Origin of the sequence: Mesorhizobium sp. Root157 (assembly GCF_001427385.1) — a bacterium.
Classification (GTDB): domain Bacteria; phylum Pseudomonadota; class Alphaproteobacteria; order Rhizobiales; family Rhizobiaceae; genus Mesorhizobium.
The window spans coordinates 433-15,496 of sequence record NZ_LMGJ01000012.1 but is presented as its reverse complement, the minus strand read 5'-3'; the positions used below and the strand labels follow the sequence as shown (position 1 = coordinate 15,496).

Below are 15,064 nucleotides of genomic sequence, written 5' to 3'. Positions count from 1 at the left end.
GGATGGGAATTTGTGCTAGGCTTGCGTGGCTTGCGTGGCTTGCGTGGTTGGCGCGCTTGCGGGATTGGGGCAGGTGGACGAGAAAGTCGAAAAGCAAACGCGGGGCGCGCCGCTCAACGGCTGGCGGGGCGTGGCGGCCTATCTTGGCCGCAACCAGAGCACCGTGAAGCGCTGGGCCGCCACGCGGGATCTGCCGGTCCATCGCCCGCATGGCGGCGAAGCTCGCAAGGGGGTTCCTGTCTATGCCTTTCCCGATGAGCTCGATGCCTGGATCAGAGGGCATCCGGACGAACTCCTCGAAACGGCGACCGAGCCGGCCAAAGAAAGCTCCGGCGCCTGGCCTGTAGAGGCCGCGGTCTCCAACCGCCGACCGCCGAACAGGAGGCGCCTGACTTTCGGACTGGCGGCCATGGGCCTGGCCGCGTCCGGCGCAGGTCTTGTGGCGTGGCGCTATGCCGACGGCGGCGGGACCGCGCAGATCGCGGATGAGGCCCGGGCGCTTCATGTCGAGGCGGCGTATCTCTGGCAGAAGCGGACGCCGGAGAGCCTCCAGCAGGCGGCCGATCTCCTGAAGCGCGCCCTGGAAATCGAGCCGGCCTTCGCCGCCGCGCACGCGGACCGGGCAATCGTCTACAATCTGATGGTCGAATATGGCGTGACCGGCGTCGACGAAGGCTACGAGCTGTCGCGGATGTCGGCCGAGCGTGCAATCTTGCTAGACCCGTCGAATGCCCGGGCTCACAGTGTGCTCGGCGACATCCTGTTTTTCTGGAACCGAGATTATGAAGGTGGGGCAAGGCTTCTTGAGCGCGCCGCAAAGTTCGACCCGAGGGACGCCACCGCCCGGCACTGGTTCGCCTCCGTCCTGATGGCGCAGGGACACTATGGGGAAGCGGCCGTCGAGATCGCGGCGGCGCGCGAACTGGAGCCCTTGTCACGATCTATTGTCGTGTCGCAGGCGATGATCGAGCTCGGCCGGGCGAGTCCAGAGGTGGCTCGGCAACTGCTTGGGCAACTCGTTCGGAATGAGCCAGGCTACCGGTCGCCGTATCGGTTCCTGGCCTTCGCTGAACTTGCCCTGGGCAACTATCCGGAATATCTCGCTGCGCTCACCCAGAGGTTCCTGTTAACGGATGATCCCGCAGGACTTGACGTCGCTGAGGCGGGCCAGCGCGGATGGCGGAGCGGCGGCTTTGAACAGATGGTCGAAGCCATGATCTCCGCTGCGCGAGCCAATCCCGTCACGCAGAAGGACCCCTATTTTGTCGCGCACTGGCATGCATTGGCCGGCGCCTGGGCGGACGCGGCGGACCACCTCGCGCGTACGCCGACGCGCCGCTTCGCCTATTACGGCATAGACCCAGCCTTCGCCGACGCGCGGCAGGATGCGGACTTCCGAGAAAAGATTATAGCAGCAGGCCTGCCTGCCATTTGGTGAACTGAGCCTCTACTGCGACCAGGATCACGTATGAAGCTGCGCTGGACTACGTGCCCAATCGGTTTCCAAGCCATTTCATGGCGGAGTCCGGCAGGACATATTCAGCGTCAGGACGGGCCGCGGCTGTTCGTCGTCCGGCGCTGAAGCAGGACTTCCGGCCCCTGCTCGGGCGGGTTTCGTGATGCTCCGGTGGATTTCGTGACTCGTCATCGAACGAAAGCGGGTTTCGTGACGTGCGGCCGAATTTCGTGACGGGTCCGGCTTCTCTCCCAGTCCGGTCTCTGCGGCGCGTTCCGCAAGCAATCGGTCAAGCTGCGCCCGCGCCTTGGGCGAAAGCTGGTGATTGGTGACCGCGATGCCGCGAAGCATGGCCGCCACGCTGACGGCATCCTTATAGGCCTGATCGCCGGATACCCGCACTTCGGTCCAGCCGTGGCGCTCTGCGGCTGCGGCAGTTTCCAGCGCGGCTTGCCAGGTGAGCCGGCCGCGAAGGGCGATCGAATCGCCCCTGTCGATGAGGGTGCTGCCGTCCGTCAGGTCGATCCAGAGACAGGATCGCTCGGCATCGTATCGGGTGGATGCGATGGCTGCCACGGCGTCGGCATCGATCCAGTCCTGCGCTTCGTGCCAGGCGCGAAGGATGCCCGCGCGGCGGTCAGGCTTGTCGGCCCGAGCGTCTGCCGTCCCCGCCGGGGCAAGGCGCCGCTGCCGTCGCTCGCGTATGCGGCTCTCGATCCTCACCAGGTCGAGGGTTGCTTCAATCGCCTCGGCCTGCGCTGCCTCCCACTCGCGACGCCTCGCCCGGTGCTGCTGAAGGGCGGCCAGCGCTTCTGTCATCTGGCCCGTCCGCTCGGCTGCCTCGAAATTCCACCGGGGGAGTTCCGGCTCCGGATCGGGACGGTCCCGCTCGCTGTTGGGCCGGGCATCGCCCTGGTAGTCGACGCCGTGGGCGCGGCAGAACGCCGTCAAACGCTCGGCGAAGAGCTCGCGAATGACGCGGCCGTTGCGCTCCCTGAAGCGATCGTTCCAGCCCCGGTTCTTGCGCGTGGCGAAGCCCTCCCCGTCGATCTCCCGCAAGGTAGCCAGACCATGAATGTTGATGTTGCGCCCGCCATCGCTGGCGGGGCTGTCATGGATGTCTACCTGCATCGCCATGCCCATAGCGACGAAGGGCTGATAGACATGGCAGACACAGGCTTCCCAGAGCTCGGCCGGCACGGCGCGCGGCATCGAAAAATCCAGGATGCGCGCCTCCTGGGCATCGACGCGCTTTTCGGAAGCGGCCGCGCGTTGCCACAAGGATTCCGGTGAGTGCGTCCAGTCCGGCGCGCCCTTCGGTGTCAGCATGATCGTCTGGACGTGCTCGGCAGCCTTGCGGCTGAAGTCGAAACGCTCGCCGTCATGGGCGATAACGACACCGCAGGACTGGTAGGCGGACCGCTTCGCCGCCGAATGTCCTTCCGCGCGGGCGACCACGTCGAGCTGGACGCGGAAGAAATCACTCATGGCAACCTCCGGCGACGGCACGGCAGCGGTTCGGATTGCGAAGCGACGACGGTTCGAGATCCGAAACGATCCCGACAGTTCGAATCTCGAACCAATCCTGAATCTGGTAGGGGCGAAACGGTTCGACCTTCGAAGCAACTGGAAGCTTCAAATCCCGAAACGATCCGAGCCTTTCGAATTTCGAAACGACGGTAACGGTTCGAAACTCGAACGATCTCCGTCCCGGCACGCGGCAAAGCGGACGCGCGACGCCGGCGCGCGCCAGTTTCGGCGGACGCCAGATCTTTCTTCGAGCGACGTTCCGCAAGGAATGTATAGGCGAGCCTCAGCCCTTTGATTTCATCCTTCATGCCTTGATGTTGTGTCGGCTCTTGCGCCGGCGCAAATCCAGCCAAAACATCGTCCTCGAAGCATTCAACAGCGGAGAGGCGATATGGCCGGATCGATCGAACAGAAACTGGAACTGGCACGATTGAGGGAGCGGAAAGCGCGGGCAAGGACGGCACGGCTGCGACGGTCGCTCGACCAGTCCAACAGGCGCACACGCAACCAACTCAAATACACGCTCGGCGCTGCCGTCCTGGCGCTCGCCGAATCCGGCAAAGGCGAGCAGCTTGTCGCAGGGCTTCGCCGATGGCTCGACCATTATCTGAGCCGCCCCGAAGACCGCGCCGTGCTGCGCCACACACCCTATTCGCTGGATGAGCCGGAGGCCGATCATGGAGGCCAATAACGCTTCCACCACCGTTCGCTCGCGGGACCATCGTGCCGGCCGCGCCCCTCCCGCCGCCGCCCGCTCCATCTTCAAACGCGAAGCTGGCCGCCGAAAGGGCTGTGGTGACGTGGCCTGGAACCGGGCCGCACGTTACGCAAGGCACCGTCGTATCCGCCGGTCGCTCTGGCCGCTCATCGCGGCAACCTTCCTCATCATTCTGATCTTCGAGCGACGGCCGTTCCCAGCGTTCTCCTGGACGGAAGGGGAGGTTGCGCCAGACGGCGGCGGGATGCCTCTCGCGTCGATGCCGGACGAAGACGTGGAGATCGATCGGCTTCCCGATCCGGAGGATGCTGGCGACACAGCCGGAGGCATCCGTGAGCCGAGCTATCAGCCGCCCGCCGAGTTCCTCGCGACGGGCAAGGAGGCCGCCCAGATCGTGGCTTTCCTGATCCGCAATCGGGGCCGGCTCGACAACGAGGCTGTCCGCGCGAAATGGGCGATCCTCGATCGCTTCTCGCTCCCGCTGGCAATCTTCCTCAGGGAGATTGAAGCGACGGCTGGCTGGGACGATCTCGAAAAGGAAATCTCAGCCGCCCCATTCGGCACGCCCGACGTGTCCGGCATGGACATACCGAGTTCGATGCGCCACCGGAAGATTCTCCGGCTGGCGCCGGAATGGGCAAAGCGCGGCGAGGACCTCATGACAGGCGGGCGCGCTGCCGATCCGTCGCCCGGCAATGTCCCGATACCCGACGCTGACGACAGCCCCGACACCAGGCCTCGGAAGCCGTGACCGCTCCGCCGTCAACGCCTGGAGGAGCGAAGCCGTACAACACGCCTTCACGGCGAGGCGGCAATCGCGTGTCCGGAAGGAGCCGTCCGGCGGACAGGGCGACAGGCTCCATCCGCCGAGCCTGTCCCCGAACCGTTGTCAGGTGACGATCCTGCCCTTGCGGCGCGCCTCCTCCGCATATTCGGAGAGGCGTCTGGTCGGGAAAAAGCTGCGGTCGATTTCGATGGGGAGGCCGAAGCCCGATCGGACCGTAGCGAGTTCACCGAGGTCCACATAACCGAGTTCAGGAAACCCCTGCCCGAGATCGCAAAGTCCGTAGGCGCGGCTGGGCTCGGCCGGATCGATTTCGGCGAGCAGCCAGACCGCGCTGCCGTTCGGGTCGAACAGCTTCACAACCGGATGAAAGTCGCACTCCCTTCCGCGCGCGGTCTCCATGCCGTTGGCGAGCAATTCGTTGAACAGGCTGCGGGGGATCATTGGCCCGCCTCCTTGCGCACCCGTAGCACGATCCGTCCATTGAACGGGACGGCGATGAGCGCGAGATTGAAGCCCTTGCCATCGGCGTGTGGCCATGCCGATCCGATCCTCGTCCAGAAGCTCTTGTCCGCGTCCTCGCCTTCGACGGTATAGACGTCGTGAGAGGGAAGGGACGATTTGCCCGTCTCGGCCGTTTTCTGTCCTTGTGCCATGGGTTGTCTCCTTGTGCGACGGTCGCCCGATGCGGCCGTTCCATGCGAACCTGACGGCAGGACAGGAGGGACTGGCTGGCTCCCGAAGGGACGCTTGCGCTCGGCCATGGCCGGCTCCCGTGTGACTGTCGTAGGAAAGCCATAGGAACGGCCCCTGTTTCGGGTTTGGGCCGCCACGGGAGGACTCAGGCAGCACGGTAGGGGAAGCGGGCGGCGAGGCCGCCGATTGCCCTTCGGCACGTTCTGGAAGGCCATGGCGCGATGGCTCGGCCTCCGGAGAATTGCGCGATTTTCCGTGGGTCAGAGGTAGGGAGAGGTCGCGCGCGGGCGCTCAATGGGCTTCTGAGGGCCTCATAAATTCCCGGGAAGGCCGAATATTACCGGATTCGGCCTGATCGGCGTTTGCAGTTGCATCCGGCACGGTCCCGTCGAATTGCAGGTAATGCCTGTCAGAAGGTCGCCTCGATGTCGTGCGCGACGATTCCGGTTGCTTGCGGTTGCTGAGCCCGTTCCGCTTCGGCCCCACGTTCCTCTGCGATGCATGCGGCAAGGACTTCGCCCGGCGTCAGAAGACGCGGCGCCGATTTCGACCCCCGGCCGCTGCGGGTTTCCCGAAAGGCTAGGCGAGGTCCAGGCCGCGAGTCCGGAAAGGTGATGTCCGGGTGCTCGGCCGTCATGGCGGCGATGACGCGTTCGACCGCCGCCGCCATCCCCGTGCCTTCCCCCACGCTGGCGAGGACACGCGCCGCCGCTGTCTGCACCAGCATCTGCCGGAGGAGCGACAGATCCGTTGTTGGCGTTCGCCTGCGCCCCGTGGGTGCGCATCTCGATGTCCACGGCACCCGCGAGCCCTGCGTCCTAACACGCTCGGGCAGCACAATCGGCTCAGCCTGCACGGCCGGGGCACCATCGCCCTCCGATGCGCTCCCGGGGCCGAGATGCCTGACAGGGGCGGAGGTCGAAGACGGCATTGCAAGGTCCTTTCCGGTATTGAAGTCCGCATCAGGTAAGGAGAGTGGACAGACGGGAGGAGGTTCCGGCGGCATGGTCCCGGCGCGCCGTTCCTTCCTATGTGGGGTGTTTGTAGGGCAATCGGTTGTTTTTATAGGGGTTTTCTCGACAGTGGCAACCTGCCGGGAAAATGCCATTTCCATCGCCGCCAGGAGGTCTGGGCGGTCTTCCTCTCGGACAAGAAAGCCGTCATGGATGGGAAGCACAGCGATGCCCTTCTTCACCGTCAGTTCGGTCAAGACCGCTTTGGCCATTTCCGAGTCCAGATACTGCAATCTGATTCCGAGGCCGGAATGGAAATGCCGCGCGACGGGAGAATGACGGCGCTTCATCTCCCGGATCAGCGCTGCGGCCTGCCGCTCGTCGCCCTCGACATAGGGAAGGAGGGCGCCCCGTGCGGCGTGATAGGTCTCGGCGTTGACGACGATGTTGAAGGCCCTCTTGCAGAGCTTCCTGTCCCATCCGTCCAGCGTATAGGCGTCGCCATCGAGACGGTGGCCGGCCATCGCGTAGAGAAGGCGGGGATGAAGCTGCGGGTAGTCCTCCTCGCAGGTTCTGCCGCCGTCGATCGTGAAGTGCTGCCTGTCGTGCGACCGCACCTGCTGCCACCAGCCTCCATACATCCGCCCGCCAAGGGTCCAGCCGCCATTGAAGACCCGATAGAGGGCCTTCATGTCCGGATAGACGGCATGGCGGTCGAAGCGCAGCACATGCCCGTCCAGGACAGCGCCAGGGGCAGGAAGGCGGATGTCCGCCGCCGCGATGCGTTCGTTGACGGTTTCCAGGAAGCGGCGGTCCCGCACAGTGCGCTCGGTGTCGCGATAGGCGACAAGCCTGCCCTGTTCGTCCTTCAGCCGGACAAGCTCGCCGACATGCCGCTTGGCCTTCGGCAGCACGGCGTCGGCAAGGTGGTCGGCTGGCCGGAAGGAACTCTGCCAGCCCGTCGCCCGGCCGCCCTTCACCTTGTCGTGCTCGACCAGATGGCCTGCGTTCACAAGGGCATCGACCGCCTGCACGACGCTGTCATAGCCGTATCCGGTCCCGTGGTAGCGGCCGGCGGCGGCATAGAAGGCCTTGCGGCGCGAATAGGAAATGCGTCGGCCGGGGGCCGCCCGTGCGGTCAGCGCGGCGTCGAACACGATGGACGCCATCGCTGTCTCGCCGCGACCGCTCCGGCAGGCCGGAAGGTCCAGCACATCGGCCAGCGCCGAATAGTCCGCCTTCCAATGGAAGCTGAGCGGTTTGTCCAGACCTTCGGGATGGAAGTTCCCGCGCTGTCTGCGGGCGTCAACAAATTTGGTTTGTGGGGTAGTCTCAGGCTGCTGTCCGGCCGGGATATATCCCGGCCTGGGGGTCACCCGCTCTTATGCGGGGGCTTTACAATGGCAGCGTCTATGTTCATTTTTGTTGAACAGCCCCTGAAAAGCCGCGTAGGGTTCCCGCCCTGTGATCGCGGCTTTTTTGATGCTGACCGGCATCCCGGCATGGGTCAATACGTTGTGGCATCGAAGGCTGACCCACTGGAAGGCGGTCCAGCGGATTACTCCGGCCCGCCCGTCTCGTCGGCCTCGATCGTGATGCGATGCATTTCGCCAGTTTCGTAATCGACCTCTAAAGTCGGCCCGTGCCTGAGAATTTTCCGCGGCGCCTGCATCGGATACTCCTCAGCGAGGCCCCATTTGCGCCGATAGTCCTCCGGGCTGATGCCGAGCGTCGCCAGATGGTCCCCCAGGTCTTCGACCTTCTTGCCATCCTCCAGGCACACGATCCAATCCATCGTCAGCGCGTTGTGGATGCTTCTCAGCCCCTTCGGCAGCTTTGGTGGGACTGGTTCCGGCGAAGGATGGGCCAGGACGGCGCGCAGCAGCCTCACGCCTCGCCGCACGAAAGTCGCCGGGTCGGTCGTGCGTAGGGTCACGGCGCAGTCCTCCGACGACGCGATGTCGGCGAGGAACGCCGCCGCGCCGGCCCATGGTCCCGGCTCATATGCCGGACGGTCCAGAAACGTCTTGTGGACGAGATGCGCCCGCGAATCCGCCCGGCGCTGCGTAAGCTGCTCAAGGGCGTCGGTCAGCCATTGGGCTTCCTTCCAGAGTTTCTGTAGTTCAGCCTTGGTAACGCGCGGCCCGGTCGTCAGCCTTTCCTCGGCAGCTTCCAGAACCTGGAGCATCGCCCGCATGCGCTCGACCGTTTGCGGCACAAGGTCGTCGCGCGCGCGATCCGCCAACCTGCGAAGGGCATCCACCGCCGGAACCGTTCCAGCCCTGGCGGAGACGGATGATTGTACGCGCGGCGCCTTGCCGTCCGCTGCTCTCTCACGCTCGCGGTGTCCTTTGATGACCTCCTCGACATCGGAGACCCGCATCTTCTCTCCGTCGCGCACCCGGTCAACAACGTCCTCCCATGCCGCCTCCGGCGCGGCGACTAGCCGGACAATGGCGGTGGGAGGCAGCGCGAGATCGAGGTCGGACAGGAGCAGTGGCTCGTCGGCAAACCGCTGATAAAGGTTGATGCAATTCCGCGCCCACTGTACCGACATACCCGTCTCGGCCGTCAGCCAGGGAAGCCAAGTTCCATGGGGCAGCGCCGATCGCGAGCGCGCCAGACGCTCGCCGATGTCCATCATGGCCCCCGCCGACTCGATCAGGCGAAGCCGGATCTCGCGGGCGTCCTCCCGCAAAGCATCACGACGTTCCGGAGCGACCACATCATAGTCGAAACGAGCGGCGGTGGCCGCGTGGTCCAACGTCGTTACCTTCGACAATTTGTCTGCCATTCCAGCCTCCCCTCGTGCCCACCGGGGGCCCTAGCAGGGCGGCGGTTACGAAATGCACAATTATTGTTGGTTTGGGTGTCCGCGCTCCGTGCCTGGCACGACATGCGGACCAGGAGAGAAGAGCAGCGTATAAAGCGGAGGCGCCGGAACGTCCGGCAGGAAGGTATTGCCGTGACGGCACCGGAGGCCAATTCGCGGCCGCGAGCTCGGTTAACAGGTGTGCCGCAGGAGCGTCAGTATGCGACGGCCCATTGGCCGGGACGCGGGACCGACCCACCCCGACGAACGGACTGTATGACCTGCTGCGCGGGTTGTGCTTCCACTCCCTCGCGCGCGTCCTCCGCCCTCGCTACTACCTCATTAGCCGAGCTCGGGACCTTATGGTTTTCAGGGCAGAACGGCGGATTACAGCGATCGCGCAAGAATATGTCGCGCCTGGAGGGGCCATAGAGCGACGGAATCGATGTCGCCGGGGAGTGAGGTCACGGGAAATCAGGGTGATTTATCGGCCCTGGCCTTGGATGATGAACGCGCAGCCTCCGCCTCTTTCCACGCCTTGACCGCCTTCCTGCGGTCTTCTCCGAGTTGGAGGTCGTCGGCATACGCAAGGTCAAGATGAGGCTGGATCAAGCCCATCTCCCCGCCTCGGGGTGTGCCGGCCATCAGCAGCCAAGCGTCGAGCTGTCGGATGATCGCGGACACTCGGCTTTCCATGTATGTGAGTGCCGTCGCCGGAGAGTCGGCCTGCGTCACGCCCACCCGCTGGTCTGATAATGGGTTTGACAGCTTGTCGATTTCACGGATCGCCGCCCGGTAGAGCAATAGCTGCCGCTCGACGGCAGCAGCTTGCCGATCCCGGTATGCGGCGGCGCGCTCCTTTGCCGACAGTGCGCCGAGCTTCGGCGGCCGTCCGCGCCTTGGCTTGGTAGGTTCCTGATCTGACATGGCTGGCCCTCCCTGCGGTCCGAACATTTTCCGTGACGAACGGGAAAGATGCAAGGGACATTTCCGTTCGTCACGGAAAAGCGCTGAAAGCTCTCCCGGGCGCCCTCCGGCTCTAGGAGTTGGCCCCCACCGCGCGGCCGGATTTCGTTAGAATTGCCTCGATCTGATTAACCCGCCAGATTTACGCGGTGGTATGAACTTGGTATAAGCCAGAATGAGGAGGACAAGCGCCCCTCTCTAACTCGGCCGTGTTCCTTGCGCTGTAAGGGAATGAATGGCGCGCCCGAAAGGATTCGAACCTCTGACCCCCAGATTCGTAGTCTGGTGCTCTATCCAGCTGAGCTACGGGCGCGCAAAAGGCCTTCAAAGAACGGCCCCCACGATCTGGTTTCGACGACCAGTCGCGAACGTGCCGTGTTCACTAGCGACTGAATTTCGGAAAAGCAAGCCGATCCGTCAAAGATTTGCGAGAGACAATCTTCAATCGAACCGACGGCGGCGTCCAGCCAATGACCGCCGACTATCCCAGTCGCCGCAGGCCGGAGCGCGCCTGGTCGAGACGAACCGGCTGGTCGGGAATGGTGACGGCAAAGGAGGTGTTGCCGCCCACGCTCTCAGCAAGCTCCAAAGTGCCGCCATGGGCGCGGACCAGTTCCTGCGCGATTGCCAGGCCCAATCCGGTGCCGCCGCTGCGGGTGGAGCCCCGGAACGCGGCGAACAGATTCTCACGCGCCTTCGGCGGCAGGCCGGGACCCGTGTCGGTGACCAGAATGCGGCAAACGCTGCCGGTGCGCTCGGCCGAGATGGTCAAGCGACGTACGATCGCGCTTTCCGCATCGGCCGCCATTGCCTGCACCGCATTGCGGCCCAGATTGGTCAGCACGCGGAACAGTTGATCGGAATCGGCATCGATCTCGAAGCCGGGTTCGACCGCGTTGACGAACTCGAAGTCGTTATCGACGTCGAGAACATCGTGGACCTCGTCAACCAGTTGCCGCAGGCGCAGCTTCCGCCGCGACGGCGGCGGCTCTTGCGTACGGCCATAGGCGAGCACGCCTTCCGAGTAGGAAACCGCGCGGTCGAGGGCCCGAAGCAATTTCGGCGCGAAGGCCTGGACCGTCGGATCCTTGGCCATCCGCAACCTGTCGGAGATCAACTGGGCGGTGGCCAGCATGTTGCGCATGTCGTGATTGATCTTCGACACCGCCAGCCCGAGATCGGCCAGATGCTTGCGCTCGGCCAGCATCTTTTGCAGCCGCTCCTGCATCTGGAACAGTTCACGCTCCGCAACGCCGATTTCGTCGGAGCGATCGGCCGGCTGGATGACGCGGCCGGGATCTTCGGGCGCCTGCGAGAAGGCCAGCATCGAACGGGTCATCGTGCGCATCGGCCTGATCATGATCCGATCGATCGCCGCATAGACCAGCGTCGCCGTGAACAGCGAAATCAGCAACGACAGAAAGGCGACATTGCGCGAATAGGTCAGCATCGCGCTGCGAAGGTCGCGGTCGGGCATGATCAGCTCGAATTCCATGTGGCTGTCACCGACCGGACCGAACACGCGCAGCATGCGCTCGCCGCCGAACGCAAGCGTGTCGAGCGCGCCCATCACTTCCTCGGCCATGGAGGTATTTGCAACGTCGATGTGCTCATCGACCTGCGGCGGCATGTCCGCGACCACCAGAAGGCGCGACACGCCACCATCGCGCACTGCAATCGCCTTGGCGCCAATCGCCATCAGCACATCGTTTTGCGCGGCGCGCGAAAGCGAGGCCGGGTCTCCCTGGACAAGCACGATCGAGACGGCGGCGGCGGTGCCCAGTCTCTCCTGCAACCAGCTCATCCGGTAGCTGGCGATCGAGGGGAGGAAAATCAGCACTTCGGCCAGAAGCACGAATGCAATGGTCAAGAACAGAAGCTTTGTGGAAAGTCCGCGCGCCAGCGGCACCGTGCGGTGCGGCTGGTCCTGCCCCGGATTATCGCTGTCGGCGGGCGTTTCCTGGCTCATGCGCTCCTGATCCCGAAGCGGTCTTGGCTTTCGTCTCGGTGCCAAACCGCCTCCACCCTCCTTGTTCCCATGCAACTCCAGAAAGACAAGCGGGTTCCCCATTGTCCGAGGCCACCTTGGAGTGCCGCCCTTTGGACCACGTTCCACGACACCCGCCGCAGCCCGGCATGGCGGGCTGCGGCAGCCTGAAGATACCGAAACAACGGCACGACGTCTGTGCGATAACTAACGCAAATGCGCCCGCTTTGCTTCCCCAATGCCGGGTCAATGCGTGGGCCAGGCCGCGCATTGACTTCCAAAATGCTTGTCCATATAAGCCGCTCACGCTCGGGCCATCCATCCCGGCGCGGTTTCGGTCGCGCCAAATAGAGCCCCGGCACAGCTCCTGTTGCACCAGTGACAGTTCCAAGAAGGGCCGCACGCCGCGGTATTAAAACAAATGAAGCGTACCTACCAACCGTCCAAACTCGTCCGCAAGCGCCGGCACGGCTTCCGTGCACGCATGGCCACCAAGGGAGGCCGCAGCGTCGTTGCTGCCCGCCGCAACCGTGGCCGCCAGCGTCTCAGCGCCTGAACGGAAGACGAGATCGTTGCCCGCTGCAGGCAAGCCAACAGGGCAAAGACCCGGCCGGCTGCTGAAACGTGCGGAATTCCTAGCCGTCCGGCGTGGTGAAAAGCGCCGCGGGCGGCTTTTTCTCGTTGAAACGCTTGAGCGCGGCGACAGCGGCGCGCCTCGTGTCGGCTATACCGTCACCAAGAAAGTAGGCAACGCCGTGGTTCGCAACCGCGTCCGGCGGCGCCTGAAAGAGGCTGTTCGCGTCCATGCGGCGAGTGACATGGTGCCCGGCAATGACTATGTCATCGTCGGACGCAACGATGTGCTTGCTGCACCGTTCGGACTGCTCAAAGCCGAACTCTCCCGCCGACTGCGCGGATCACAATAGGGTTTTCGATGGAAAACAACCGTAACTTCTTCATCACCATCGCGCTGTCGGTGCTGATCCTGACGCTGTGGCAAGTCTTCTACATGAACCCGCGCATAGAAGCGCAGCGTGAAACCGCCAAGGTCGAGGCGGGCCGCGCGGAAACTCAGGCCGCCCAAGGGACGGCTCAGACCGGCACCGATACGCCGGCACCCGCACCCGGTGCGATCCCGTCGGCTCCCGGAGCCGATGCCGGCGGCATCCTTGGCCGCGACGACATCCTTGCCTCGACACAGCGCGTCAAGATCGAGACACCGAGGCTTGTCGGCTCGATCAATTTGACCGGCGCGCGTCTCGACGACCTGAAGCTCAAGCAGTATCACGAAACCGTCGACGACCGTTCGCCCGAGATCGAGTTGCTCAATCCGGCAGCGTTGCCCAATGGCTATTATGCGGAGATCGGCTTCGTCGGCAACGACACGACAGGCACGGTGCCCGGCCCGCAGACCGTATGGACGGTGGACGGCAACGGCACGCTGACCCCCTCGACGCCCGTCACGCTTACCTTCACCAACGAGAAGGGCCTGACCTTCAAGCGGACCTATTCCGTCGATGCCAACTACATGTTCACGGTATCGGATACGGTCCAGAACACGGCCGCGGCCGACATCACGCTGTCCAACTATGGACGAGTGACCCGTTTCGACAAGCCGACGACCGCCTCGATCTATGTCTTGCATGAGGGCCTCATCGGCGTGACCGGCGAGGAAGGCCTGCAGGAACACAAATACTCCGCTATGGAGGACGACAAGCAGTTCACGCCGGGCAAGTCCACCGATGGCTGGCTGGGCATTACCGACAAGTATTGGGCGGTTGCACTGGTCCCTGCCGCAAAGCAGCCGTTCCAGCCGCGCTTCGCCTATTTCGAGGACGGCCGCCCGCGCTATCAGTCGGACTTCCTCAGCGACCCGATCACGGTTGCAGCCGGACAGTCGGCCACCGTTGAATCGCTGGTGTTCGCCGGGGCAAAGGAAGTCGGCACCATCAATGCCTATGAGCAGGAGCGCGACATCCGCCGCTTCGACCTCTTGATCGACTGGGGCTGGTTCCATTTCATCACCAAGCCGATGTTCTGGCTGATCGACACGCTCTACAAGCTTTTGGGCAATTTCGGCCTTGCCATCATCGCCACCACCGTTCTCGTCAAGGCGGTCTTCTTCCCGCTGGCCAACAAATCCTACGCGTCCATGGCCAACATGAAGAAGGTGCAGCCGAAGATGATGGAAATCCGCGAGAAATACGCGGACGACAAGATGAAGCAGCAGCAGGCGATGATGGAGCTTTACAAGACGGAGAAGATCAATCCGATCGCCGGCTGCTGGCCGGTGGTGATCCAGATTCCGGTCTTCTTCGCGCTCTACAAGGTGCTCTACATCACCATCGAGATGCGGCACGCGCCGTTCTTCGGCTGGATACACGACCTTGCCGCGCCCGATCCGACATCGCTGTTCAACCTGTTCGGCCTGTTGCCCTTTGCCGTGCCGACGCTGCTGCATATCGGCGTGTGGCCGCTGATCATGGGCGTCACCATGTTCCTGCAGATGCGCATGAACCCGACCCCGCCCGATCCGACACAGGCCATGATCTTCACCTGGATGCCGGTGGTCTTCACCTTCATGATGGCCGGGTTCCCGGCAGGCCTCGTCATCTACTGGGCCTGGAACAACCTGCTTTCCATCATCCAGCAAGGCGTCATCATGAAGCGCCAGGGCGTCAAGATCGAACTGTGGGACAATCTGATCGGATTGTTCCGAAAGAAACCGTCACCGGCCAAGTAGGCAGGCGCGGCCGGTCGCACCACGTCCACAAACCGCAACACGAAGCCGGCAGTAAAAGACTGCCGGCTTGTCTTTTCCGGAATCCATTTCGTGACATGTTGGCAATAGGCCAGCGGCCCAGACCTGCGATCCGTTCGACAGCGTTGAAAGCTGATCGCGGCGGTCAATCGTGGATCAAACCAACCCCCTTCACTCCGCCAATCCATTGATCCCGCTCGCTTCGACAAGAAACCGCCGGCATTCTTGTCCACACCCTCTCAATCCCTCCCATACTCCAGCCCATCGCTCTTGCGGGAACCTGGTGCGCACCGGGTATCAGGGAGAGCGGCGGTGACCTCCCCCCATTGGTTCGGCGCCAGTGGACCCGAGGGCATCCGACAGGCCGGCGTCTTGCGGCGGGCTTTCCAACGGAAAGAGCA

General features: G+C 63.8%; 13 protein-coding genes and 1 tRNA gene. 6 read left to right on the top strand and 8 right to left on the bottom strand.

All coding sequences use genetic code 11. The features are described 5' to 3' along the window. Positions 1–73 precede the first annotated feature (73 nt). Entirely contained in the window at positions 74–1,438 is a 1,365-nt protein-coding gene (locus tag ASD64_RS08155; RefSeq protein ID WP_156460073.1) for a tetratricopeptide repeat protein, read from the top strand. Between the two features lie 75 nt (positions 1,439–1,513). On the opposite strand, the gene ASD64_RS08150 is transcribed toward ASD64_RS08155, so the two are convergent. Then, the gene (locus tag ASD64_RS08150; RefSeq protein ID WP_056103489.1) at positions 1,514–2,944 is read right to left on the bottom strand and encodes a MobA/MobL family protein; all 1,431 of its coding nucleotides are present in this window, start codon (positions 2,942–2,944) and stop codon (positions 1,514–1,516) included. A 433-nt stretch (positions 2,945–3,377) separates the two neighbouring features. On the opposite strand from ASD64_RS08150, the gene ASD64_RS08140 reads away from it, so the two are divergent. Next, the gene (locus ASD64_RS08140) at positions 3,378–3,677 is read left to right on the top strand and encodes a hypothetical protein (protein WP_056103481.1); all 300 of its coding nucleotides are present in this window, start codon (positions 3,378–3,380) and stop codon (positions 3,675–3,677) included. Then, positions 3,664–4,455, top strand: coding sequence for a hypothetical protein (locus tag ASD64_RS08135; RefSeq protein ID WP_056103478.1), 792 nt, complete (start codon positions 3,664–3,666; stop codon positions 4,453–4,455). The genes ASD64_RS08140 and ASD64_RS08135 overlap by 14 nt, the downstream gene beginning before the upstream one ends. Before the next feature lie 138 nt (positions 4,456–4,593). Here the strand turns inward: ASD64_RS08135 and ASD64_RS08130 are convergent, their stop codons facing one another. The 7 genes from ASD64_RS08130 to ASD64_RS08100 form a co-directional block, all read right to left on the bottom strand. Next, the gene (locus tag ASD64_RS08130; RefSeq protein WP_056103474.1) at positions 4,594–4,932 is read right to left on the bottom strand and encodes a DUF2958 domain-containing protein; all 339 of its coding nucleotides are present in this window, start codon (positions 4,930–4,932) and stop codon (positions 4,594–4,596) included. Next, complete coding sequence (locus tag ASD64_RS08125) at positions 4,929–5,144, bottom strand: hypothetical protein (RefSeq protein WP_056103472.1); 216 nt, start codon at positions 5,142–5,144, stop codon at positions 4,929–4,931. Before ASD64_RS08125 ends, ASD64_RS08130 begins: the two co-directional genes overlap by 4 nt. Before the next feature lie 449 nt (positions 5,145–5,593). Then, a complete protein-coding gene (locus tag ASD64_RS08120; protein WP_156460072.1) occupies positions 5,594–7,306 on the bottom strand; it encodes a hypothetical protein in 1,713 nt (570 codons plus the stop codon). A gap of 389 nt (positions 7,307–7,695) precedes the next feature. Next, the gene (locus tag ASD64_RS08115; RefSeq protein ID WP_056103466.1) at positions 7,696–8,901 is read right to left on the bottom strand and encodes a MucR family transcriptional regulator; all 1,206 of its coding nucleotides are present in this window, start codon (positions 8,899–8,901) and stop codon (positions 7,696–7,698) included. A 522-nt stretch (positions 8,902–9,423) separates the two neighbouring features. After that, on the bottom strand, positions 9,424–9,876 hold the full coding sequence (locus ASD64_RS08110; RefSeq protein ID WP_156460071.1) for a hypothetical protein: 453 nt from the start codon (positions 9,874–9,876) through the stop codon (positions 9,424–9,426). A 275-nt stretch (positions 9,877–10,151) separates the two neighbouring features. Beyond that, positions 10,152–10,228 (bottom strand) — tRNA-Arg (locus ASD64_RS08105). A gap of 168 nt (positions 10,229–10,396) precedes the next feature. Further along, positions 10,397–11,884, bottom strand: a complete 1,488-nt coding sequence (locus ASD64_RS08100) for a sensor histidine kinase (protein ID WP_056103460.1) — start codon at positions 11,882–11,884, stop codon at positions 10,397–10,399. Positions 11,885–12,323: 439 nt separating this feature from the next. Here ASD64_RS08100 and rpmH point away from each other — a divergent pair, with 439 nt between their 5' ends. From rpmH to yidC, 3 genes are read left to right on the top strand one after another with little or no spacing between them, the layout of a single operon-like run. Next, a complete protein-coding gene (gene rpmH, locus ASD64_RS08095) occupies positions 12,324–12,458 on the top strand; it encodes a 50S ribosomal protein L34 (RefSeq protein ID WP_056103458.1) in 135 nt (44 codons plus the stop codon). 16 nt (positions 12,459–12,474) lie between these two features. Further along, a complete protein-coding gene (gene rnpA / locus ASD64_RS08090; protein WP_056103457.1) occupies positions 12,475–12,828 on the top strand; it encodes a ribonuclease P protein component in 354 nt (117 codons plus the stop codon). Between the two features lie 8 nt (positions 12,829–12,836). Continuing rightward, entirely contained in the window at positions 12,837–14,645 is a 1,809-nt protein-coding gene (yidC, locus tag ASD64_RS08085) for a membrane protein insertase YidC (RefSeq protein ID WP_056103454.1), read from the top strand. The last annotated feature ends 419 nt before the right edge of the window (positions 14,646–15,064 follow it).

Excerpts from the sequence above, each read along its gene's own strand:
- ASD64_RS08140 (WP_056103481.1), top strand. The coding sequence starts at position 3,378 with ATGGCCGGATCGATCGAACAGAAACTGGAACTGGCACGATTGAGGGAG.
- ASD64_RS08150 (WP_056103489.1), bottom strand. The coding sequence starts at position 2,944 with ATGAGTGATTTCTTCCGCGTCCAGCTCGACGTGGTCGCCCGCGCGGAA.
- ASD64_RS08135 (WP_056103478.1), top strand. The coding sequence starts at position 3,664 with ATGGAGGCCAATAACGCTTCCACCACCGTTCGCTCGCGGGACCATCGT.
- ASD64_RS08110 (WP_156460071.1), bottom strand. The coding sequence starts at position 9,876 with ATGTCAGATCAGGAACCTACCAAGCCAAGGCGCGGACGGCCGCCGAAG.
- ASD64_RS08100 (WP_056103460.1), bottom strand. The coding sequence starts at position 11,884 with ATGAGCCAGGAAACGCCCGCCGACAGCGATAATCCGGGGCAGGACCAG.
- ASD64_RS08120 (WP_156460072.1), bottom strand. The coding sequence starts at position 7,306 with ATGGCGTCCATCGTGTTCGACGCCGCGCTGACCGCACGGGCGGCCCCC.
- ASD64_RS08130 (WP_056103474.1), bottom strand. The coding sequence starts at position 4,932 with ATGATCCCCCGCAGCCTGTTCAACGAATTGCTCGCCAACGGCATGGAG.
- yidC (WP_056103454.1), top strand. The coding sequence starts at position 12,837 with ATGGAAAACAACCGTAACTTCTTCATCACCATCGCGCTGTCGGTGCTG.
- ASD64_RS08125 (WP_056103472.1), bottom strand. The coding sequence starts at position 5,144 with ATGGCACAAGGACAGAAAACGGCCGAGACGGGCAAATCGTCCCTTCCC.
- rpmH (WP_056103458.1), top strand. The coding sequence starts at position 12,324 with ATGAAGCGTACCTACCAACCGTCCAAACTCGTCCGCAAGCGCCGGCAC.